The organism is Parageobacillus galactosidasius (genome assembly GCF_002217735.1).
In the GTDB taxonomy this organism is placed as follows: Bacteria; Bacillota; Bacilli; order Bacillales; family Anoxybacillaceae; genus Parageobacillus_B; species Parageobacillus_B toebii.
Map to the genome: position 1 here is coordinate 1393974 of NZ_NDYL01000001.1, position 23135 is coordinate 1417108.

The 23135-nt window shown below is 34.6% G+C and carries 29 protein-coding genes; 2 read left to right on the plus strand and 27 right to left on the minus strand.

Going from position 1 to position 23135, the window contains the following annotated elements; all coding sequences use genetic code 11:
- Positions 1–6: 6 nt before the first annotated feature.
- Complete coding sequence (gene opp4A / locus B9L23_RS07345; protein ID WP_089097135.1) at positions 7–1788, plus strand: oligopeptide ABC transporter substrate-binding protein; 1782 nt, start codon at positions 7–9, stop codon at positions 1786–1788.
- A gap of 216 nt (positions 1789–2004) precedes the next feature.
- On the opposite strand, the gene B9L23_RS07350 is transcribed toward opp4A, so the two are convergent.
- Positions 2005–3246: an RNA-guided endonuclease InsQ/TnpB family protein gene (locus tag B9L23_RS07350; RefSeq protein WP_089097136.1), complete on the minus strand. Its 1242-nt coding sequence runs from the start codon at positions 3244–3246 to the stop codon at positions 2005–2007.
- A 92-nt stretch (positions 3247–3338) separates the two neighbouring features.
- Here B9L23_RS07350 and B9L23_RS07355 point away from each other — a divergent pair, with 92 nt between their 5' ends.
- Positions 3339–3494 carry a ribbon-helix-helix domain-containing protein gene (locus tag B9L23_RS07355; protein ID WP_089097137.1) on the plus strand — a complete coding sequence of 52 codons (156 nt, stop codon included), beginning with the start codon at positions 3339–3341 and terminating at the stop codon, positions 3492–3494.
- A gap of 76 nt (positions 3495–3570) precedes the next feature.
- Here the strand turns inward: B9L23_RS07355 and B9L23_RS07360 are convergent, their stop codons facing one another.
- The 26 genes from B9L23_RS07360 to B9L23_RS07475 form a co-directional block, all read right to left on the minus strand.
- The gene (locus B9L23_RS07360) at positions 3571–4149 is read right to left on the minus strand and encodes a guanylate kinase (protein WP_089097138.1); all 579 of its coding nucleotides are present in this window, start codon (positions 4147–4149) and stop codon (positions 3571–3573) included.
- A 29-nt stretch (positions 4150–4178) separates the two neighbouring features.
- Positions 4179–4400 (minus strand): hypothetical protein, encoded by a 222-nt coding sequence (locus B9L23_RS07365; RefSeq protein ID WP_089097139.1) that lies wholly within the window; start codon positions 4398–4400, stop codon positions 4179–4181.
- Between the two features lie 204 nt (positions 4401–4604).
- Positions 4605–5930, minus strand: a complete 1326-nt coding sequence (locus B9L23_RS07375; protein ID WP_141103843.1) for a metallophosphoesterase family protein — start codon at positions 5928–5930, stop codon at positions 4605–4607.
- Complete coding sequence (locus B9L23_RS07380) at positions 5924–6184, minus strand: hypothetical protein (protein WP_089097142.1); 261 nt, start codon at positions 6182–6184, stop codon at positions 5924–5926. Before B9L23_RS07380 ends, B9L23_RS07375 begins: the two co-directional genes overlap by 7 nt.
- An 87-nt stretch (positions 6185–6271) precedes the next feature.
- Entirely contained in the window at positions 6272–7261 is a 990-nt protein-coding gene (locus B9L23_RS07385) for an N-acetylmuramoyl-L-alanine amidase (RefSeq protein ID WP_089097143.1), read from the minus strand.
- A gap of 103 nt (positions 7262–7364) precedes the next feature.
- Positions 7365–7733 carry a nucleoside triphosphate pyrophosphohydrolase family protein gene (locus tag B9L23_RS07390; RefSeq protein ID WP_245842310.1) on the minus strand — a complete coding sequence of 123 codons (369 nt, stop codon included), beginning with the start codon at positions 7731–7733 and terminating at the stop codon, positions 7365–7367.
- A gap of 64 nt (positions 7734–7797) precedes the next feature.
- Positions 7798–8235, minus strand: coding sequence for a hypothetical protein (locus B9L23_RS07395; RefSeq protein WP_089097144.1), 438 nt, complete (start codon positions 8233–8235; stop codon positions 7798–7800).
- 165 nt (positions 8236–8400) lie between these two features.
- A complete protein-coding gene (locus tag B9L23_RS07400; protein WP_089097145.1) occupies positions 8401–9162 on the minus strand; it encodes a helix-hairpin-helix domain-containing protein in 762 nt (253 codons plus the stop codon).
- Positions 9163–9465: 303 nt separating this feature from the next.
- Positions 9466–10314: an RNA polymerase sigma factor sigma-70 region 4 domain-containing protein gene (locus tag B9L23_RS07405; RefSeq protein WP_089097146.1), complete on the minus strand. Its 849-nt coding sequence runs from the start codon at positions 10312–10314 to the stop codon at positions 9466–9468.
- Between the two features lie 56 nt (positions 10315–10370).
- Complete coding sequence (locus B9L23_RS07410) at positions 10371–11519, minus strand: DNA polymerase III subunit alpha (RefSeq protein WP_245842312.1); 1149 nt, start codon at positions 11517–11519, stop codon at positions 10371–10373.
- A 339-nt stretch (positions 11520–11858) separates the two neighbouring features.
- On the minus strand, positions 11859–13307 hold the full coding sequence (locus B9L23_RS07415; RefSeq protein WP_089097148.1) for a PHP domain-containing protein: 1449 nt from the start codon (positions 13305–13307) through the stop codon (positions 11859–11861).
- A gap of 15 nt (positions 13308–13322) precedes the next feature.
- On the minus strand, positions 13323–13625 hold the full coding sequence (locus tag B9L23_RS07420; RefSeq protein WP_089097149.1) for an extracellular matrix/biofilm biosynthesis regulator RemA family protein: 303 nt from the start codon (positions 13623–13625) through the stop codon (positions 13323–13325).
- A gap of 132 nt (positions 13626–13757) precedes the next feature.
- Positions 13758–13967 carry a hypothetical protein gene (locus B9L23_RS07425; RefSeq protein ID WP_089097150.1) on the minus strand — a complete coding sequence of 70 codons (210 nt, stop codon included), beginning with the start codon at positions 13965–13967 and terminating at the stop codon, positions 13758–13760.
- On the minus strand, positions 13943–14743 hold the full coding sequence (locus tag B9L23_RS07430; protein ID WP_169712524.1) for a sigma factor-like helix-turn-helix DNA-binding protein: 801 nt from the start codon (positions 14741–14743) through the stop codon (positions 13943–13945). The genes B9L23_RS07425 and B9L23_RS07430 overlap by 25 nt, the downstream gene beginning before the upstream one ends.
- Positions 14685–15269, minus strand: a complete 585-nt coding sequence (locus tag B9L23_RS07435; protein ID WP_211278798.1) for a RusA family crossover junction endodeoxyribonuclease — start codon at positions 15267–15269, stop codon at positions 14685–14687. Before B9L23_RS07435 ends, B9L23_RS07430 begins: the two co-directional genes overlap by 59 nt.
- Complete coding sequence (locus B9L23_RS20370) at positions 15262–15423, minus strand: hypothetical protein (protein ID WP_169712525.1); 162 nt, start codon at positions 15421–15423, stop codon at positions 15262–15264. Before B9L23_RS20370 ends, B9L23_RS07435 begins: the two co-directional genes overlap by 8 nt.
- Before the next feature lie 11 nt (positions 15424–15434).
- Positions 15435–15914, minus strand: coding sequence for a hypothetical protein (locus B9L23_RS07440; RefSeq protein ID WP_169712526.1), 480 nt, complete (start codon positions 15912–15914; stop codon positions 15435–15437).
- The gene (locus B9L23_RS20375; protein WP_169712527.1) at positions 15868–16005 is read right to left on the minus strand and encodes a hypothetical protein; all 138 of its coding nucleotides are present in this window, start codon (positions 16003–16005) and stop codon (positions 15868–15870) included. Before B9L23_RS20375 ends, B9L23_RS07440 begins: the two co-directional genes overlap by 47 nt.
- 92 nt (positions 16006–16097) lie before the next feature.
- Positions 16098–17021, minus strand: coding sequence for a S8 family peptidase (locus tag B9L23_RS07445; protein WP_245842313.1), 924 nt, complete (start codon positions 17019–17021; stop codon positions 16098–16100).
- 66 nt (positions 17022–17087) lie between these two features.
- A complete protein-coding gene (locus B9L23_RS07450) occupies positions 17088–17558 on the minus strand; it encodes a hypothetical protein (RefSeq protein WP_089097153.1) in 471 nt (156 codons plus the stop codon).
- Between the two features lie 106 nt (positions 17559–17664).
- Complete coding sequence (locus B9L23_RS07455) at positions 17665–18105, minus strand: deoxycytidylate deaminase (protein ID WP_089097154.1); 441 nt, start codon at positions 18103–18105, stop codon at positions 17665–17667.
- Between the two features lie 19 nt (positions 18106–18124).
- Positions 18125–18304: a hypothetical protein gene (locus B9L23_RS07460; protein ID WP_089097155.1), complete on the minus strand. Its 180-nt coding sequence runs from the start codon at positions 18302–18304 to the stop codon at positions 18125–18127.
- 63 nt (positions 18305–18367) lie between these two features.
- Positions 18368–19102 (minus strand): PD-(D/E)XK nuclease family protein, encoded by a 735-nt coding sequence (locus tag B9L23_RS07465; RefSeq protein ID WP_169712528.1) that lies wholly within the window; start codon positions 19100–19102, stop codon positions 18368–18370.
- A 14-nt stretch (positions 19103–19116) separates the two neighbouring features.
- A complete protein-coding gene (locus B9L23_RS20380; RefSeq protein ID WP_169712529.1) occupies positions 19117–19293 on the minus strand; it encodes a hypothetical protein in 177 nt (58 codons plus the stop codon).
- A gap of 47 nt (positions 19294–19340) precedes the next feature.
- Entirely contained in the window at positions 19341–19565 is a 225-nt protein-coding gene (locus B9L23_RS07470; RefSeq protein ID WP_089097157.1) for a hypothetical protein, read from the minus strand.
- 56 nt (positions 19566–19621) lie between these two features.
- The gene (locus tag B9L23_RS07475; protein ID WP_089097158.1) at positions 19622–23065 is read right to left on the minus strand and encodes a ribonucleotide reductase N-terminal alpha domain-containing protein; all 3444 of its coding nucleotides are present in this window, start codon (positions 23063–23065) and stop codon (positions 19622–19624) included.
- Positions 23066–23135: the final 70 nt, after the last annotated feature.

Genomic DNA, 23135 nt, shown 5'->3' on the forward strand with positions numbered 1-23135 from the left:
AAAACAGTGAGAAAAAAATGGCAGTGGAAGTTTTTTGTGGTGCTCGTTGTCCTTTTATTAGGATTAACGGCGTGCAGCAGCAACTCCACAAACAACAAAGACAACAAAAATCAAACGGCGCAAAAGGAAGACATCAGCAAATTCCCAATGACCGTCAAAAATGACGGGAAAATCGTAGATGGTGTATTAAAATACGGATTAGTATCCGATACACCATTTGAAGGAACGTTGAACTACGCGTTATATACAGGAACATTCGATTCGGAAATTTTGCAATTTTTCGATGAATCACTTTTCCGTACAAACGGAGACTATGAAATTACGAATGATGGCGCAGCGACATACGAACTTTCCGATGACAAAAAAACGATAACGATTAAAATCAAAGATAATGTCAAATGGCATGACGGTGAGCCTGTGAAAGCGGAAGATTTAGAATACGCTTACTTAGTCATCGGCCATAAAGATTATACGGGTGTCCGCTACGGAGATGCGCTCATTCAAGACATTGTCGGCATGGAGGAATACCATAGCGGAAAAGCGGACAAAATTTCCGGAATTAAAGTCATTGATGACAAAACACTAACCATTACATGGAAACATGCCAATCCATCTGTGCTGACAGGCATTTGGGCATATCCGCTTCCAAAACATTATTTAAAAGATGTTCCAATTAAAGATTTGGCGAAATCGGATAAAATCCGCAAAAACCCAATTGGTTTTGGTCCATTTAAAGTGAAAAAGATCGTTCCAGGCGAATCGGTCGAATTCGTCCGCAACGACGATTATTGGGCCGGAAAGCCGAACTTAAAAGGCGTTATTTTAAAAGTCGTCAGCCCGCAAGTCGTATTGCAAGCTCTTAAAAAAGGCGAGATTGACATTGCGGAATTCCCGACAGATCAATATGTCAACGCGAAAGGGACAAAAAACATTCAATTTGTCGGCAAAATTGATTTAGCTTACAACTACATCGGTTTTAAACTCGGCCACTGGGATGCGAAGAAGCAAGAAAACGTGATGGATAATCCAAAATTCCAAAACAAAAAGCTTCGCCAAGCGATGGCATACGCGATTAATAACAAGGAAGTCGCAGACAGACTTTATCACGGTTTACGCTTCCCGGCAACGACGTTAATTCCGCCATCCTTCCCAGGATACCATGATAAAAACGCAAAAGGATATACGTATGATCCAGAAAAGGCGAAAAAATTGCTGGATGAAGCAGGATATAAAGATGTCGATGGCGACGGCTTCCGTGAAGATCCAAACGGCAAGAAGTTTACGATTAACTTCCTGTCAATGAGCGGCGGGGATATTGCCGAACCGCTGGCGAAATTTTACATGCAATGCTGGAAAGACGTCGGTTTGAATGTGCAACTGGTTGATGGCCGCTTGGCGGAATTCAACTCGTTCTATGACATGGTTGAAAAAGATAACCCGAAAGTCGATGTGTTCGCCGCGGCGTGGTACACTGGAACCGATGTGGACCCGTATGGATTATATGGACGCGATGTGATGTTTAACTATTCTCGATGGGTGAACGAGAAAAATGATGAATTGTTAGAAAAAGGACATTCCGAGCAAGCATTCGATAAAGAATACCGCAAGAAAATTTACAACGAATGGCAAGCGCTGATGAATGAAGAAGTACCTGTCATCCCGACGCTGTACCGCTCGATTATTTATGCGGTAAACAATCGTGTGAAAAATTTTACCGTCGACCCTAGCTCAAAATTAACATGGAAAGATGTTGGTGTCACTTCCGAAAAACCAGAAGTAGCGCAATAATAAAAAGAGGGGAGAGCGCCTCATACCCGTCAAGTTATCGGTATAAAATTTTTTAGGATGATACGCATGTTCGAAAAATCAATCAAAGGATGAAGAGAAAACCAAATGCTGGGCATGCCAAATAACCCTCAAGAAGAGGGTTATTTGGCATTTATATCCATAACCTTGAACCTCTCCACCTTACAGAAGGTGGAGATTCTTGAGAAGTTTGGTAGTTTACACTACCCTTATTCTCAAGGGGTGGTTCAAGCACCCATTATCCCTCGCAATTTGTATTGCTCTGGGAATACCTTTGATATATTTTCTTAATATATTCAATGCCCCATTTACGTCAGCATTAATTAACATGCCATTATTTGTTTTAAAAAGACCTCTTGTTATTCTTCTTGACTTATTGTAATTAGCTTTATTTATTTCTTCTAAATCTATTGCACTACACCCACTTGTATAAGATTCATTAATCATTACTACCTTTAATCCTACCAACTCTGCCTTATATTTTATTTTATTGACTAATTCTTGTTGTGGTATTTGCACAAAACTCTTAGCGTAATTTTCTTGTTTGATTCCTCTAATATCACCTATAACTATTGTATTACAATTCATTGTTAGAGCTAATTCTATTATTTTTTTACTTATTTTATGTAATTTATCTTTAATATAATCATTTCTTTTCTTTTGTAATTTTATTATTTTCTTTGTTCTTTTAAAATTTTTACTATCATTACATTGTTTCATAGCAATAGAAGTTAATCTTGCTATTTTTTTATTATAATAAGCATTCTTGCTTTTTAAATGCTTGCCACTAAAAATAATACATTGTTCATTATCCTTAAATACACAAGTAGCAAGATTATCTAATCCCAAATCAATTGCCATTACATTATTACCTGTTACTTTGTTTTCTACTTCTTTATCCCATATAATTAACAAATACCACATTTTTGATGATTTATCCCATTGAATTCTAATTTGTTGTATTCTTGATAAGTTTACAGGTATTTTGACATTCTTCATGTCAAAATTTAAACTTTGAACCTGAAACTTATCTTTCATTATTTTTGATAATGATAATTTTAATATTCCATCTTTATATCTTATGCCTGCTTTTGTAAAAATTACCTCATTCTTTTTGTTTTTATTATTCTTAAATTTTGGTGGTTTAGGTTTTCCTAAATACTTATTTGGATTTTTTTCATAATCTTTTATAGATGCAAAATATGACTTCCAATTTTGTTCTAATATTTTCAAACACCATTGATAAGTATGTGAATGTAAAAATTGTGTATGATAATTTTGTTTATACAACCTTTCAGTTTCAATATAATTTTTAAATCCATTTTCTCTATTATCATAATTTACTATGTTATATAATTTTGTTGTGTGATAAGACAATTCTTCTATTATTGATTGTTGTAATGGAGTTAATTTTGGATAATATTTAAAAGTCATTTTCATGATATCACCTCACTTTCAACGCTATTATAACATAGTGTTATCACCTTGTCAATTGAGTGTCATCATGTTAAAATACATATAGAGGTGATATTATGACTATCTCAAAAGATAATACGAGAACTTTAATCACTATTCCAAAGGAGTTAAAAAAACAACTAGAAGAAATTGCTAAGCAAGATAATAGAAGTTTTAGTAATTTAGTGGTCAAAATTTTAAAAGACTATGTTCGCAATTCATCTCCCACCTGAAGAGGTGGGAGTCTTCTTGCTTATTTAAAGATAAATCATTATATATTAGACCTGCAATTATTGCAGGTTTTTTGTTTTAGTAATTCTTGGATAACGATAGCAACTCTCGGATAATAATTTCATAAATATCTTTTATGGTTTTATCTAGTTGTCCATCTTTGTTTTCTACTATATAATCGCAATATTTTGCTGCTTCGTAATCTTTTTCTGCTTGATTGAGTCTGCGTTGAATCGTGTTTGGATCTCTTCCTTGTGAAATCATTCGTTGTTTTAATGATTTAATAGGAGCGTGAAGAAAGATGCTTATAATTTTGTGATGATCCCATCCAGGATTCTTTGCAAAGGATTCTTTCAATGTCATGACTCCATTCCAGTCAATTACGTAAATCATTGGGCAGTCGTATAATGTTTTTAATTGATCTTTAGTTATTCCATAGTAATGGCCATCATATACTGTTTTAGCTATCCATTCATTTCGCTGATCTCGTTCTATAAACTCCTTTTTACTGATAAAATATCCATCTACTCCATCGATTTCTCCATTGCGTTTCGGTCTAGTGCGATAAGAAATCACATGGGGTAGGAAAATTTCCTTTTTGATGGTATCTTTCCCTACCCCGGATGGGCCAACTAAGCAGAATAATTTGTGATGCATATTGTCACCTTCTTTTTCTTGCTGCTATGTTATTTATCCAGTTGTTCTTGTGCTGTTTCTAATATTGCTTCATGAATTCCTAATGTTGTATTTAACATTTCAAGAATGCTTAATTGATATTTTTCACTGATTTTTGTAATGGCTTCGAGCATTTCCAGGCCAGCTTTTTTGGAGCGTTCTAACTCTTCTTCGCTTAGTGATGACTGCAATATTCCTATAAACGCTTTCGTATAGTAAAGATACTCGTCCATGTTTCTTGTATCTCCTCTGTCTTTTCTTTTGTTTCTATTAAATCTCCTATTATATTGATTTGATTGTTTAATAGAATGTAAAACATGAATAATAAAGCAACAAGTAAATTAGTATAATGATATAAAAGGCCAAAAATCGTCAAAACAGAGATAATGAATATTTTTTTAATAATCCATTCCCAGTTCATATTCATATTTCCCCTTTTATTCCTCATCTAATAGAATTTTGTATCTCCATGTGATTCCTTTCTCTGGATCAACTCCAAAGAACCATTGACTAGGTCGGCTTGTAGTATGTAATTGATTAATGGAGAATAAAGATCCACCAACCATTGTTCCATTCAAGATTTTTTCTCCGTTTGCTGAATCGACATCTCCTGGATTATGATGGTGTCCCATACATAAGTATTGATATGTTTTTCCATGCGCACTGAGCATTTTGGTTAATCGTGCATCTGCTCTGTCAATTCCGTAATAAGGGATGCCATTCCATGCTTTGACTGTATCCCCATGCAACAACAAAAATCCAACTTTTCCAATATGCGTTAATGTCCAATTGGATTTTGGTATATGCCATTCAATTCTATCTTTATAGTTAATCAATAGTCTTTCGAGCATTTTGTATAACAAGTAATCAAAATTCACATAGCTTGGATTTTCTCCTTTTCTTCCAATACGTCCATGGTTACCAACAATGCCTGTAATTTTAATCTTTTTGAATGTGCCTAATAGTTTTAATAAAGATTCTGCTATTTTTTCACTCCCAATTAGCATTTGATCAATAACCAAAGCATCTAAGTGGTGAACTTGTCCCGGATAGATCCCAATGCCATCCACATTATCGCCTAGCATAAAAATATTTAATGTATCAATATTGTGCGCCAATTGATGAATATAAGTAAATTCACGAATTTGCTTTACCAAACTATCCATCCGTTTTTTAAAAATATGAATGTTGTATTCTCCAAGTCCATTTGTTTCTTCTAATGTGATATGCTCACCAATTTGTGCATCAGAGAATAAAAGCAATGCTTCTTCTGTTTTTGGGAAGATATTGACAGGTTCAGGAGGTTGAATATCCATCCATTCATATGCTTGTATTTGTTCTTTAAACATTTCAATAATTAATTCAGTGGCACCACGCTCTTTTAATAATTTTTGCATGATGCGTTTATCACGTTCTCGTCTTGCTTTTTCCTTTGCTTGCCGAATGACTTCTTCGATTTCATTTTCTTCGTTCTCTTCTTTTTCAATCTGATCATAGATAGACACAATTTCTTCCGTATTGGTTGTCGTATGTAAATCATTTTCTATGTTATCGGCAACATATTTTAAATAAGCGTGTCTTACTGCACTTCTAGTAACCGGTTTTTTAAGACGAAAACGATGATTAACTTCATCCGCAATAACAGCAAAAGAAGCATTTTCCTTTCTGCGCCGAATAATATATTCTAATGCTTTCTTCCCTTCTCCTTTTGTCCAACAGATTCTCATCTTGCTGCTCTCCTTTTGTTGGTAATTGTTCACCATATTGGCAGTTTCACTTTTATTCCGCCATCATGATTGTCATCACGTTCATTAAGTCTTATTTTTCTAGGAACTTCTCCTCTTCTCGTAGGAAATGTAATATGTTTTACTTCTTCTTGACTTTGTAAAATAAAATGAATAGAACCGGTAATATCATCCACATGCGCTCGAACGATTTCTACTTCTTCTGGTAATCCTAATCGCTTTCGTAAATGATCAAATGATACATGCAAGTCGCTTAGATATTTATAGTTCATCTCTTCTTCCCCTTTACTTTATTTTCTTCTTCCGCCTTTTTTCGTTGTTTTGATTGGAATATTGATGTCTTGAGTAGAGAGAGCCATTTAAATCAGCCCCCTCTTTTTCAATTCTTGATAAAGAAATTGTTTTGTTTGTGGCCCATAGATTCCGTCATCTTTTAATGCTGCATACATAGATTGAAATCTACGTACAGCATCTTGTGTTTTTGGTCCATAAATACCGTCCGCTTTGCCACACTTGAAATTGATGGCGTTCAATGCTTTTTGCAATTGTTTTACTTTTTCCCCTTTGTCTCCTAATTTTAAAATTCCATCTGGCAGTACATATTTGGTTTTTGCTGGAGTGGAAGCATTAGTTCCGGAAGATGCGTTATTAGATGCTGATGGTTTTAAGCGAATACGTTGACCGATTTGCAATTTGTTTGGGTCTTTAATTTCTGGGTTCCATTGCAGTATTTGTTGGACTGTAGTATTAAGATGTTTTGCAATATTCCATAATGTGTCTCCTCGTTGTACGACATAATAATCTGGTGTTGGTGTATTGTTTTGTGGTTTTTGTGGCAATGCGAAAGAGCTATCTACTTTTTTACGGAGATCATTCATGTCAATGCATGGGCATTGCTTCCATGAATACCCCGGCATTTCGGAGTGCCCTTTTACATTAGTTGTTGGAATGCTTAATAGTTTTTTCAAATAACGAATTAGTGCAATAAGAGAGTTCATTTGCGCTTCAGTTGGTTTTTCTACACGGAAGTCACCTGTTAAAACGATACCAATGGATGTTTTATTGCTATTTCCAACGTGATATGAAATAGTTTCTAAACTGTTTGTCCAATCAACGCTTCCATCTTTAGCAATGTGAAAATGATATCCGATGCCTGGCCAACCATTTGTATCTACATGATATTCGGCATATGCTTTTGCTGATCCGGTTTTTGTTAATGAGTGATGTACGACAATATGAGTAATAACTCCCAAGGAGCGAGTTTTATATTTTTTAGTTGGATGTTTTTTTAGAGAGTTTCGTATATCTCGAAAAACTTGTACACCTGGAATATCTTTAATTGCAACCATTTGTCTCACTCCTTAAATTTGATGTAATATAAGAATCCTATCCATAGGCTGACTAAAATACTGGTGGCGATAAAATGGATAATATCCATTAACATCACCATTTTTATTCTTCTTCTTCATTACGATTAATGCTTCGTTTTTCTGAAAATCCTTCTGGATACCGTTTTTTCAGCTTTTCAATATTTCTCATGGCAATTGCAGCTAAATCTATTTTTAATAAAGTAGAAAGTTCTGCTAAATACCATAGTACATCTCCAATTTCTTTGCTAAGTTTTTCATGATCTAATTCATGGCCATGTGCAATAAATTTTTTAATGTGATCTGCAATTTCTCCCGCTTCTCCTGCTACACCCAATCCAGCAGCAGCCAAGCGAGTTTTTTCGTTTAAAACATGATTGGCTGTTCGTTGCGCCAAATGTTGATATTCCGTGAATGTGAGTGCTTTTGTTAATTCCATAGATTCTGATGTCATTTTCTTTGATTCTCCCCTTTCTGATACAATAATAAAACAAAATGTATTGTGTTACAATATATTTTTATAAAAAACTAGCAATATTGCGGTTTTTAAGTGTTATTTCCTCCATAGCAACTTCTAATTTTACATCAATCCCTTCTTCTGTTTCTATAAAATTAGAAAGTGCAAGTACTCTCGCTTTTCCAGTAAAACAGTCATTGTTGATTATAAATGGTTTTTCTCTGAAATGATCCCAAAATGTATACATGTCTGATGCAGTTTGAAAAGTAATTGTCATGATAACACGGCATTCGTCTCCAAAATTGATATGACCAATAGGATGAATATAATCAAGCCTTCTTCTTATTTCAATATCTTTGATGAGAGTTAAGACTTTAATATTGATCTTAGGATCTGATATATCTGTAAGAGTACTAATCGTTGTAATTAATATGAAGGGTAATGGATGATTAGTGATATTTGTTCGCCTTTTTTGCAAATATGCTCCTATTAGTTCCATGATTTAAACCTCCAGAAAAGCTGGGATATTTGATTACCCCAGCCATTACATTTCTTGTATATATAGAAAACACATAATAATAATAATTCCAATCACAATTGTAAGGATGTTTTCTAATTTCTTGAAAGTTTGTTTAAGCCATTTCATAATGTTTCCTCCTTGGTGTTACTCTGAATGTATTTGTATATAGTTAACAAGCAGTTTGTCATCACTTTTCTTGCCCTTAAATGTTACTTTCATTCCAACAATGGCATATGGCTTAAATTGCATCCATTCCCGATTAAATACCATGCATTGTATTTCATCTTCTGCTGTTTGTAATGTTATTCTACAATGTTCAATTCCTGTTTTCTTTGCGATAAATGGATCAATACGTAAAAGATGTCCTGTAAATTGGATATTTTCTTTTCCATCTTCGATAGTTTCCCAACGGGATCGAACGGAGATACTCATACCTAATAATTCACGTTCATATTGAATGATATGTGATTTATTGGTTCTTTCCGGGATCTCTGAGTAATCTTCATTTCGATTTTTTAGAAATTCTCGCAGCAATTTATTTCGATTCGGATCAATCGAATCAAATGCCCCTGCTTTAATAAGGCTAATAATTTTTGTTCTGTCCACTTTGGATGGATCTGTTTTTTCAATCAGTTCTTGTACGGAATCATATGGTTGTCCTAATAAGATATTCTCTACTGTTTTACTACTGAATCCGGAAATACTTGATAATCCAAAACGAATTTCACCAATGTAACCGTCTTTTGGTTCATCGTAACGAATTGGTGTCCATGAATCTTTTGATTTGTTGATATCCGGTGGCAAAATTCTAATTCCCATTTGTTCGCATTCTTTTATGTAGCGAACGGTTTTATTATCACCATTTTTATCTTTTTTACCTTCAGCAATTGTTAATAATGCTGCCATAAATTCAACCGGGTAGTAGGCTTTGAGCCATGCGGTAATTATACTTACTTTGGCATAAGAAGCTGAATGAGATTTATTGACCTTAGTACCGTCGGTTTCCCGATATTTCGTAGCGGAGTAGACTGTATCATCATCCGGTCTGGATGCCTCTCGTCAGTCGTTGAGGGGATAGCAATTACGCTATCAGCCCTGCGGATCACCCAATCCTTTGCGTTGTTACCATACCTCGGTCATTACCCTTGGTGCCCATAAAGGGTGGTAGCAAAGGCTCTAAGGGCTTCCCCGCATATTCGAGGTTTTTCTTTATGCATTCCTGCATAAAGGCGCTATTTCGAGCCATTTATTGAACTTTCTTTCTAAATATATTGTTGCGTTGTTATATAAATATGACATGATTGTATATACAGGTTTCTTCCCTGTTGCAAGTAAATATATCATATTTTCACTATGTGATTCTATGAAACGTGTTTCATGTGGCAAGTATGTAGCCATTTCTTTAATAAATGATTCAGTACCAATTATGCTTATATTAGGTTTTTGATATATATATGTTTTTCCTTTTTTACGTGTAATATTTCTATAGCAACTTATACTTCCATCACCATCAAAATAACCTCTAATAAAGTGTCTTATAAGCTCTTTATTAATGCTTGGAAATTTCTTCATTTTTGTTGATTTTCCAGGAAACAATCCCCAATGTCTTAAATCACTTGCCATTTTTTTAGAACTGAAATTAATGATAGCTTGTTTTGATGTTGGTTTAAAACTATTTCCCCTTTTAGTAATTCGTATATCTCCTGTGTAAGATATAGCTTTTGCAAATTTTTCAATATGTCCAATATCGCTTTGTTTCAGAGATAAGACAATATTATTATATTTTTCATTTCCTACAAATCCATCTGCATATAAGAACCCGAGCCAATACGCTTTTTCTTCAGTATCAATTTCTTCAAAATAATCATGATTTAATGTGTACCTATTTTTTAAACGTGTATTAATTCCAGCTTCTTTTAAAACACGACTAACTGATCTCATTGATACTCCTAGCATTTTGTGTATGTCTTCGAAAGATACATTCTTGTAATATAATTCAATAATCTGTTCTTTATGATTTTCTGTTAACTGATTGTATGGTATGCCTTTGCTTTTCATAATTCTCCTTCCTATATACTAAATTACATTTAATATAAATAAGTTCAATAAATGGCTCATTCTAACGCATAATCTCCGAATTTAATCCACTGCTTTTTCAATTCTAGTAATTTTTGCTCATCAAATCCTCTGTTTATGCCGCCTTCTACAAATGGAACATCTTCGTATTCGTAATCCACCCAAATAATTGGTTTTCCTTCTTCGTTGAGTGGTATATCCTCTTGGTTTGGATATTGCTTTGTTAGTTCTGCGTGTCTTTGTTTATAAATTTCACTACCATAGATCATTAAATCTATCCATCGGTTCATTAAGTCATGTTTCTTCTTTCCAATTCCCTTTCTTAGTAAATCAGCCTGTCCCATTGTAAGATTTCCGATAATACGAGATGATTCCATAATCTGCTCCTGATACACAAATATACCATATGTCTTTTTCAATACAGGTTCTAATTCAGGGAATGGATATGTGACTTTCTCAAAACCCCATTTTCGTCTGATGTAAGAAGGGATTAGGTCTAGCGGGCCTGGACGGCCTAACGCCATTATAACCGATATATCCTCAAAACAGTTCGGTTTCATTTCTGCAATAATGCTTTTATATAAGTCAGACTCACATTGGAAAATGCCGCCTAGATTCAATTGATTGTAAACTTTTTCGTATACATACGGATCGTTTAAATCAATGTCTTCGATATCGAATTTGCCCCATAGTCCGGCATATTCAAGTGTTTTCTTAATCAAGTCCAATGTATCAAGTTTAAGTATATCGAATTTAACCAAGAGCTTTTCGATCCAAGACATGTCATATTGAGTAGTGACAAGTCCTTCACTATCTAGTCTTAAAGGAACGACTTTGGTTAATGGAACTGGCGAAAGAACAATTCCTCCGGCATGAACGCCAAATGAACGAACGTGACCTTCAAGCTTTAATGCTGCTTCCCACCATTCTTTATAGTGGTCTGCATATGCTCTAACACGCTCTTCTTGGTTGTATGCTTCGATTAATTTAATGCCTGGTTTATTCGGAATAGCTTTTGCAAATTCATCAACGATGTGCGCATCATATCCAAGTGTTTTTCCTACTAGACGAACGGATGCTTTTGCGGCTAATGTACCTTTTGTTCCAATTTGTGCAACTTTGTCATCTCCATATTTTCGTTTTAGATAATTTTGCACCCAACGGGCACCTGCGTAACTGTAATCCACATCGATCTTTTACACCCTGCCTTTCGGCATATTTGCAAAGGGAATAGACCATATCTTCACCCACCGGCCTTTACGGTTTGGGTGCTCGGCGCTTCGGGCATTGCCCTACTCCCTCCCACGGGATGGTCGTTGAACCTTCCCCATATCTCAATAAGAGACTTAGGGGCTTGGCTGCTGATTACCCAATCCTTGATATTTTTAAACCATCACGCTCACCGTTTCCGGTCACGTTGTGGTTATCAAGGCTCTAAGGGCTTTCCAGCAATTCACCGAGTGATAATCCTAACTGTTTCCAGCTAGGACGACTGTGTTAACATTATTCATCATGAATAATGTTAGTCAATCAGGATAGCCGGCCCGTTCAGGGTTTAAAAATCGCTCGAACAGCAAGTCATTTTCGATTGGATCAAGTGTTGTAATTCCAACAGCAAATGCTACTAATGAACCTGCCGCTGAACCACGTCCCGGCCCAACTAAAAATCCTGCTCTTTTTGTAGCGTTAATCATATCTTCTTCAATGAGGAAGTAATCGGAGAAGCCTAAGCTACAAATAACATCTAATTCATATTGAAGCCGATTTGCATATGTATTGTAATCGATGTCTTTTCGCTTTAAGCAATATTGGAATAACCCATTCCATGCTTTCTTGCGAAGTAATTCTTCTGGTGTTTCGTCACCTTCAATAATGGCTTTTGGAAATAGTGGTTCTTTAGGTAAATCCACATCAACAATTTCTGCTAACTTTAATGTGTTTTGAATAGCTTCTTCATCATCAACAATCTCACGAACTTCTTCAACGGTTTTCATGTAATGGTCAACTGCATAGTGATATCGGTCTTCGTCTTGAATACATTTATTCATTGCCGCAGCGACCATGATATCGTGGATACCATGTTCTTCTTTTCGAGCAAAATGAACGTCTGTTGTTACGATTTTTGGTGTATTTGTTTCTTCTGCTAATTGGTCAATAATCTTATTCAATTCAAGTTGTTCTGGGATTCGAGTAGCTTGCTTTTCCAAATAGAATGTATGGAAAGTCTCTTTACATTCTTGAATAAACTCTTTTGCTCTGTCTATTTGATTTGTACGTATCAAATGTGCAAAATATGAACCCAAACAAGCTGAAGTAGCAATGATATTTTTTCCAAGATTTTTACTGCGAATAAAAGCCAAATCGGTGCGAGGATCACCATAAAAACCATTAATATGAGCATCTGAAACGATCTCATATAGATCTTCCAGACCTTGATTATTAATGGCTATCAATACCATGTGATATGTATCATGGTCTAAATATTCTAAAATGTCTTTGCGAAATTTTTCAATTTTCCCTTCCGGTGTATCATCAAAATCATTAATAGAAAATAAATCAGCAGGAGCTTCCATCAGATAATCTTTCAGCACCTGTGGAGCTTCCTGCTCAAATACATTAAAATCTTTTTTTACCTTACTGATAAAATCACTTAGAACCTTCATTTTTGGTTTGCCTTTATTATCTGTGATCCTATATCTAATACAAAGGATTTCACGTATTTTCTTTAGTTGCTCCCCTTTAATGGTGCGGTCTTTTGTCATATATATTTCGCATCCTGGAAGCGGCTTAATCCCTGCTTTTTTACATTCTGTAATTAAATCTGGAATACCACTCATAACACCGTGGTCAGTTAGCCCTAATGCCGTGCTTCCGATTTCTACCGCCCTAGCAACTAAATCTTTTACTTTATTATAACCATCCAGAGCACTATCCTCTCCGTGTACATGAATGTGGTTGATGGTGTTTGTGACCATCTCCCATTTCGCCTCCTATTCATTTTCAGTTTCTTCGTTAGCATCGTTTCCGACAGCTGTGGCAAGTTGTTTTGCACGTTCGATTCGATTGACAATTGTGCTTGTCAGAACAGCCGATGCTGTGACTACAATATTATTTCCGCATTGACTGATAATGATGGATCTTGTCTTCTTCCCTTGTGTATAATCAATGAATCGACCTTCTTGTTTTGCTTGCTGAATAAGTCTCCGAATTGGAGAAGAATCTGGCCGACTGATACCGATAATTTTGTCTACTTCTACATAGTTAGAGAATCCTACATCTACGTATTGGCTCATATAAATCCCATCCTTTTTGCATAATATTTTTATTGTAGTATCTGGCGCAAAGGATAGGATTTTGTATTGTGTTACAATATCATTATATAAGAGAAAATATTTGAAATCAAGAGAAATCTGGAGGATTTTTGATTAATTGTATTGTTTTCTCAATTCGTCTAAATCTGTTTGTCTACATAAGCCAATTCTTTTCCAAAATCGATCTGGAAAGTAGACATTTTTAATTTGAATGCTTTTCTCATGTCTTTTTACTTCTTTTTCCCAAATTATTTTTTCAAACTCAAATATGTGTAATTCGTTTGAATGATTGAGTCCGGCTACTCCCTTTGCCACCTGATCCATTTGATTTCCCCTCTTTTTGCCATGTTTTCTAGTTTTGCAATCGACTTTTTGCGGATTCGATGAATTGATTTTGGATTTCTTCCTAGTAGTCTTCCAATTTCTTTATCCGTGCATTTTTCATAATAATACTTTGCCAAGATTAATCTTTCTTCTCTGGTAAGCTGCCTAAAAGGGTTAGTGGCATAATATCCTGTTAACCATAATGGATGATTTAATGCCAAATCTTCATCTAGTTCTATGTGGAAGGGCGCATCTATTTTTTTAATAAGCTGATCTTCGCTTTCTTGCTTTTGATTTCTATATACAGGATCAAAGTAATATATTGTTCCTTTTGGTTTATTTTGTTTTCGCAATTCTAATATCTTTTCTTTCAAGTTATTTCTATATGTTTTATACAGATATTTGGAAAAGGTAGTTCCTTTTTGTTTGTATTTTTTCGCACATTTCAAAAAGAGAATAATGAGTTCATGCAATATTTCTTCTTTGTTTAACTCTGAAAATACTTGCCTAATTTTTTCTACAACAGCTTTTGCTTCTTTTTTACATCTTTTAGAATGATATTTTCCTCTTCGCAACTCTTTACGTAATGCAGGATCAGGAATGAAATAACTGAGGAACATGCGAATATCGTAATTTTGAAAGTTAACATCTCCAGTAGTAAGCAATTGATAATATTTTTGAATAAAATTAGCGTATTTTTTCAGCAATTGGGTGCCATCACCCGTCCGCTGGTATTGCATCACTTCCTTGTCGGTATCTTTGTTGTAGTACTTCATATTCATCTTCCTTTTTGTAAATATTGATTTTAAAGTATGGTTTTTCTCCATCTTTAACTCGTTGAAAATCCATTACTCTTGGAAGAGCGTAATGATCGTTATCATAAATGATTCCTTCTAGTGCATCCATCAATAATTTGAATGCATTATTTGTATCACGAACTTTATTATCATTCGGGAAATAAGCAGTCAATTCAATGATCACTTTTTCTTTTTTAGTCATTTCCCAATTATTATCTTTTGCCCACATCATAGCTAATGCTTCCCATTTTTCTTTTAATTCTTCTGCCGGTTTAGATAATCTTTTTCGGCCTTTTGCCATGTTGACGTAAATGTGATTGACACTTGGGTATACACCTGGATCTCCGTTTTCTTCTTTGTGTTCGATCCATACTTTTTCTTTAACCGGCACTTTCTCGCCTTTTTTATTGATCTTATATATAGTGTTTCCATTCTCATCTTTTTTGACTCGTTCTGCACGGAACTTCCCGTACATCATCATTGGTAAGATCAATGGTTCATTCATAGTCTTCATCATCCATTTCTTCAAGACTTAAAACGTCTACAGCAAAACGAGTGTCGCAACGAGAGCATTGACAATGAATGTATCCGTCTCTTGGTTTATCTATATATTTTTGTTTTCTTCCGCAATCTGGGCAATGAAGAAATACCTCGATCATACATATCCTCCTTATTTCACTTTCATATTCATTTCTGGAATTAATGTTAATGTAACAATCACTGCTTCTCCTAGGAAACGTCCTTTTTCATCGTACCGTTTGAGGTAGTTAATATCCTTGCCGTTAAAATCTTCTTCTTTAATGCCGTAGTGCTCTTTTGCGTATTTGATCATTGTTGCCGCAATGATTCGATCTCGTGTTTCATTTACTTGGTCTTTCATACGTAATTCATGCCATGTATCTTCCTCTTCTTCAATAAATTCATTGAGAACATCGATGTATTCATCGTAAGTCAAGCGGCATTCGCTGCCAAATTGGTCGAATTTGTCAGGCTCTAAAATCAAATCAATCGTAGTAACTCCACCATCTGTCTTTTTATTCATGATGACTAATTCTTTATTTTCTTTTAACTCATTGGCTTGGCTTTCTAACATGAAGTTCTTTTTATTTCCGATTCGTCTCATTCGTTTTTCGATCATGTCCATTTCCATTTTGTTTTTGATCCCCCTTGTTTTCTCCTTTTTTGGCTAGCTCTTCTAATTTGACTCCTTTTCCAAGATCCTCAATGATTCGGACTTCCATGTGTGTCCTCCCCTTCATTATATATTGTATTGTGTTACACACACATTATAGCAAACTTTTTAATAAAAAAACAGGAGTTTTTTGCTCCTGCTTTATAAATTTAGTAGTTTTGCAAGATTAATCAATCCAGCTCCAAAATACTCATCTTTTCCTTCTTTTCCCAAGTCAACTGTTGCATCTAGTAATGCTTGATGGACTTCTTGTACTGTAGGTCGTTTACCATATAATTTTTTATAATATGATACAAATAGTGCGGCTGATCCGCTAATAATTGGTGTTGCCATAGACGTGCCGGAAAGCTTAGCATATGTTCCATTTTTATACGTAGATAAAATGTTTACTCCTGGAGCAATAATTTCATTTTTAATGCCATAATTGGAGAACTCTGCTCGTTCATATCTATTGTTCATTGCGCTTACTGCAATCGTTTCATTATAAGCAGCTGGCCAACATACTGGTCCATTATTGTTTCCTGTTGCGCAAATGATGATGATTCCTTGATTGGTTGCTAGTTTAATTGCTTCATGCAAATCATTGCTTGGTTCTACAGATGTGCCTAAGCTCATATTGATAATGTCTACTTGATGTGCTATTGCCCATCGAATGCCCTTAATAATATTTTCTATGTTCCCTCCACCTGTATCTGATAGCACTTTAGCGCAGTATAATTCGGCTTCTGGTGCTACGCCAATCATCCCTATTTGATTATCTACTGCTGCAACAATTCCAGCTACATGTGTTCCATGGCCATTTACATCTAATGCTCCATGACGAGATCCCGTGAAATCAATGACATCTCTGATGTTTTGTTGTAAGTCACGATGATTAAAATCGACACCTGTATCTAGGACAGCTACTTTTATGCCTTCACCTTTGGTTTTTTCCCATGCTAAAGGAGCCATAATGACTTGTAAGCCCCAGTCAATTAAGTCATCACCTAAACTGGCAGGATGCACTTCTAATACCTCATGTGCGTCAAAATAAAATACGGATTCTTTTTTCATTGTTTCCTCCATGTGAATCTCCTCCTCTTTGATGTGCATACGTTTTTATTTATATTGTAACACAATACAAGATACTTTCTAATTCGCATTAAGCTTTTTCATTGTGATATTTGTATATTCTTTTACAGCTTTTCTCTTTTTATAAAAACAAAATCCATGAGGAAGCAATAGGATGAGATGAAAAGGTAAGATTTCTAGATCGCAAACTATCCTTAAAAACCCATATAAAAGACTTGCAAAAATTAAAGTAAATGAAGACACTAATTGCAATGAATCCCAACGTTGTGCTTTTCTTCTTGCTTTGGTTTCTTCTTTTGATTCTCTTAGCAGTTGATATATACCAATTCTGTTTAACCCTCTTGTTTTTCTTTCTTCTAATTCTTCTTCTCTTTCTATTGGAACGATTATTCCGTTTTTTCTTTGTGTAAAACCTTCAGGTACGAATGCTGGTCTTGGTTCTGGTCTTGGTAGTGGTGAACCAATAGTATAAATAGTTAATTGAAATTCTTCTTTAGCTCTTTTTTCTAAATATGCTTGTATTAACTCCATTTATCTCCCCTCTTATACATGAATCTTCTTATAACTTCCGCAATTTGGACAGATATGAATATGGATTTTTTCTCCATGCATAATAACAGCGCCGCTAAACTCATATTTATGTTGTTTCTTGATTCTGCACATTATTTCTTTCAACATATTGAATCACCTCTAAATCTTTTAAGAAATAACGATTCCATTTATTTTCATATGGTTCTAAATATACAACACGCTTGATTCCTGCTTGAGCAATGAGTTTACTGCATAATTCGCAAGGTTCATGTGTTACATAAATAGTAGCACCTTCTAATTTGTCTCGATCTGCGTGCAAAATAGCGTTCATTTCTGCATGAATAGTTCGAATGCAACGTCCTTGTTCGTTTAATAAACATCCTACATCTGTACAATGTTCGTGGCCGTGTATGCTGCCATTATATCCAGTTGACACAATCTTATTATGGTTAACTATGACTGCTCCTACTTTGAGTCTAGTGCAAGTTGCACGTTCAGCTGTTACTTTTGCAATTTCAATAAAGTATGCATCCCAATCTTTTCTCATACAACTACTTGCACTCCTTCTACAATAATTTTGGGGCAATAAAAGAACCGATATAAATAGAACATATTCCTAAATTGAATAACCACATTGTGATTTTATCTTCTTTTGATTGATCTTGATGTTTTAAAGTGTAAAAATAAAACACCATGTTCCAAATAGCAAAATGAGTTAAAATCGTAAGAAATGCTTGAGCGTTCATATTTTCTTCTCCTTTTCACGTAAATATAAATTAATATCAATCTGGTCATTTTTGAGCAACCTATTATCTCCATTCCATACATAATTGTTGAACTGGACATTTATCGCATAAATAGCTTTCTCTTGGATAAAACCATCCTTGTTCAATAGTCTTTTTCATCATAGTGATCGATTTATATAAACGCTGATAATCTTTCTTTTTTCGTTCTACGAAGAAAGACTGGCCGCTACGCAGGTGATGAATACAAATACTGTCCACCTGTTTTTTAAAGATAGACTCAAACGCCATTGCTTGAAGTGTAATATCCATATCTGTTCGTTGCCAGAACTCATTGTATTTGTGATTCCCTGTTTTAAAATTCACGATTTCCATTCCTCTTGGTGTTTCTCTAATTAAAGGAATATGTCCTTTCACGGAAAAATCCGGCCCAAATGGAACACGGAAATCAAGGTTTACAGCAATCACTTTGTCTGGCTTATGTTTTTGTTGACGATAAAATTGATGCAACATACCAATGGCTTGCAGTTCTTTTTCTCGTTTGTCACGATTTCCATTGTGCATGATGTCATACAAATTGGTTTTTCCATACCAGATGTTTGCGAATTTTTCTTTGATCTCATCCATGGATAATAAAATGCCGTCTTGTAATTTATAGTAGAAATAACTAATGGTACTCATGATCGCTGCATGAAGTCCATCTTCTTCTCTCATTTTTTTATTTAGTTTATCGATTTTAGTGAGTTTAAATTGCAATGGACATGATTTAAAAGCATATAAATCACTAACTGTAATTTCCAAATTTATCACCCTCTTTATAATGCATCTATAGGCATACCAATCATATATGGATTATGCCAAACTAAATTTTGTTTTTGTTGGGAATTTGTATTATAGGAATAATTATAGTGAATTGGATATGGTGCTCTTGTATAATATTTTTTTGCCATGTATTTTGCTTTTTTCTTCATATACATTTCGATTAGTTCCATAAAATAACCTCCTATGTTTGTGAAGATATGATTTAACTTCTATTTGATCAATTAAAACCATTTTTATTTGTTATATTAATAATATTTTTATTTGTATCCCAATTAATAATAAATCTTTCTTGATCTATATATGGATCTTTATTGAAAAATGTTTCTTCATATGGATCTTTATTGAAGAATGTTTCTTTGATAATTTTTTTATATATTCTTCTATTTTTATTTTCTATTTGTTTTATTTTCTTTTTCTTTATATATACTTCAATTAATTCCAACTTGAATCCCCTCCTAATATTTATATGTAAAAGCGGGAATATATCCCGCTTTTTATTTATAGATCGCATTTTAATTGTGCCTTACAGTTATTACAAGTATGACATCCTCCGGAATCAATAACAGTTCCTATTTGACAAATCGGGCAAATATCGCCAATATCAGTTCCTACTTTTCGTTCTTCTTGTGGTTTGTTTATTTCTTCTTGAACATCTACTTCTTCAACTTTGTTTTCTTCTGCAGTTAATGACAATACTTGAGCATCACGACTGCCATCCACATAGACGGTGCCACCTTTTGCTCCACCTTGATATAAACGCTCGTAAATGGTTTGCACTTGTTCTACTGTATACCCTTTTGGAGCGTTTACCGTTTTAGAGATAGAGCTGTCCACCCATCTTTGAATGACACATTGTACATCTGCATGCTCTTCTGGGGTGAGATCCATTGCTGAAACAAAATAATCTGGCAGTTGATCTGGATCTGCTTCTGGATGATGTTTTAGATATTCTTCAACGATTTTTGCTTTTACTTCAATGAATTTTCCTAATCGACCGCTACGGTAATACGTAAATGCATAGTAAGGTTCAAGTCCGGTACTGCAACCAATCATGGTTCCAGTGGATCCAGTTGGAGCAACAGTGAGTAAATGCGAATTGCGAATACCATATTTCAAAATGTCTTGACGAATATCTTCCGGCATTCGTTTCATATATCCACTGTTAATAAATCTCATGCGTAATTCTAATTCTTTTTCTTTGTCTTCATGTGTTAGGAATGGGAATGATCCTTTTTCTTTGGCTAATTCGATGCTAGTGCGATACGCAGTAGTGGCAATGGTTTCAAAAATTTTATCTGTTAGTTCATTGCCTTCTTTAGATCCATATCGAATACCGCATTTAATTAATAAATCATGTAATCCCATAACACCCATGCCAATACGACGTTCTCCTAATGCTTGTTTACGGTTTTCTTCTAAAAAATAAGGTGTAGCATCAATGACATTATCTTGTAAGCGAACTCCAATTTTGACTGCTTCTTTCAGACGTTCCCAATCCACTTGTTTTGTTTCAAAGCTTGCCATATTCGATAAATTAATTGCCGCTAGATTGCAGACGGAATACGGTGCGAGTGGCTGTTCTCCGCAATTGTGAGCAATTACTCCTTCTACAATACCCCAGTGTGTTTCTGGTTCATGGAAATCATATACTTCTTCAATTTGACCTGTTTCTTTGACACTTATTACTTTTGGTGCTTTTTTCATTAAAATGTCTTTTAATTTCTTCATTTTATATGATTGAATAAATCCAATGTAATTGAAGAATGTAACCATATCTTTGTACTTTCCAATATTTACATCATAGCTTTGTTTGCAAGTATATGTTCCATTTTCAAAAGATACATCATGTTCACAATTTGTTGTAATATAAGCTTCAATATCAAACAGTTCGTTTAAAATTTGCTTTAATTGATGGGCCAATTCATAACAAGTGGTTTTATATGCGATTCTTCCTACACTGAGTACTGAACCATTTGCTGAATACATCCCTTTCAAAAATGCTCTTTTTTGTTCATATGTCCATTTTTCAAATGTACTTGGTAATGTTCTATATGGCAATGGTTTGGAACTAAATCCTAATTCTTTTAATATTTTATTGTATTCTGTTACATACTCTTTTCGTTTTGTTCCATTCAGATTAAAATATGCTCTAACTTCATTATCTTTCTTCCCAAAATTAATTTCTAGTCCTTTGTGTCTTTTTGATGCTAATCTTCCAGTGTTTCCATCTCCTTGAATGTACCCATATTTTACAAACTCTTTTTCTGTTTCTTCGTTGTGGAAAATGTATGGCATAATTTGTTTGCCTGCTAAATCTTTTGCTTCACATTCTTCTCCATTAATTAGCATGAAGCGATGATCTTTGGTGCATCGGATTTCTCTTTTGTCTGACAGTTTAATAATAACAGTTGGTTTCTCTCCTGTTTTCCATACACGACCTTTTGTAGATTTTCCATTGATATTGATAATGTTTACTTCTTTTCCATCTAACTCTTTAAATGTTTTGTATCCTTCATCTGTTAGTATTCTCATATCCCCTGTAAAACAAGGGTTGGTTGCTACTACTTTTTGTCCGTAAGCTTGAGCATTTGTCATTTCATTTGCAGTATCAATGAAGAAGATACCTGGTTCTGCAGAATAGGTAGCACAAATATTAATAAGTTTCCATAGTTCACGTGCTTTAATATATCGATATGTTCGTATTTTTAATCCGGTTTTTTCCCATTCACGAACATCGCCTACTTCATGCCAATGTTTATTGTAGTATTCCATCTCCTCTGGAGTGTATTCTTCAATAGCTGGAAATCGTAATGGATAATCCAAATCAAATTCCACGGCACGCATGAATTCTTTAGTAATACATACAGAGATGTTTGCTCCAGTTAAAAAGTCAGGATTGTGTACAGACCATGTGCCACCTTCTTTTAATTTCTTTTGAGCTAATTCCCCTGCTTCTGTAACTGTACCCATATTTTCCACTACAGCTTCTAAGAATGCTCGTTCTTCATTTGTTAATGGTGTAAATTTGAGTTTCTCTTGTGCTGCTTGTTTAATTTGCTCATCATTTGTTGTTTCAATGATATATCGAAGAACATTAGGATTTTGCATTTTGGATATGATGAACTCGATAATGTCTGGATGCCAATCTGCAAGCATGATCATTTGGGCACCCCTGCGAGACCCGCCTTGTTCAACGAGGTGAGTTAATTTTGCAATATCATCAAGCCAAGATACTGCACCTGAAGATTTTCCATTTACTCCACGAGCTAATGCATTGCGAGGACGTAATGTAGAACCATTTGTCCCTACTCCACCGCCACGGCTCATAATCTCCATTACTTTTTTACGATGTTCAGCAATTCCTTCTCGTGAATCTTGAGGATATGGCATGACATAGCAGTTAAAATATGTGACGTTTGCTCCGGATCCTGCTCCATATAATACTCGACCAGCTGGAACGAAATCTAATCGATTTAATACTTTATAAAATTTTTCAAACCATTCTTTTTGTTTTTCTTTTGTTTTTTCTACTGCAGATAACCCTGTTGCATTACGTTTAGCAATCTGTTCGTAATAAAGCTCCAGTGGTTTTTCAATGCTATCTAAATGTCGTGTAACAATCCCTGTTTCTGCTTCTTCCCCTTCTAATGCAAATACGAATTCTTCTTCTACTTGAATTTTGGCGATTCGTTGATCCCAATCGATTTCTTGAATGTATCCAACACCACGAGTAGGCCATTTTGGATCTTCTTTAACTGTGAGAACAACTAAATCTTTTTCTTTCAATGTTTTTAATTTGGTGTCTTTAAATGAATATCGGTCTAACATGACTAATCGGGAAATTCCTACGAAATGATGTTTCATGTCTGGTGTAATTGGATAGACTTGCGGAAAATGTTCAATATCTTTATTTAATGATTCTATAAGTTCATCTGTATACATAATAATCTCTCCTTCACTTCCACTTTTTTATTTATCTTATTTTAATTATGTATTGTGCTACAATTAGATG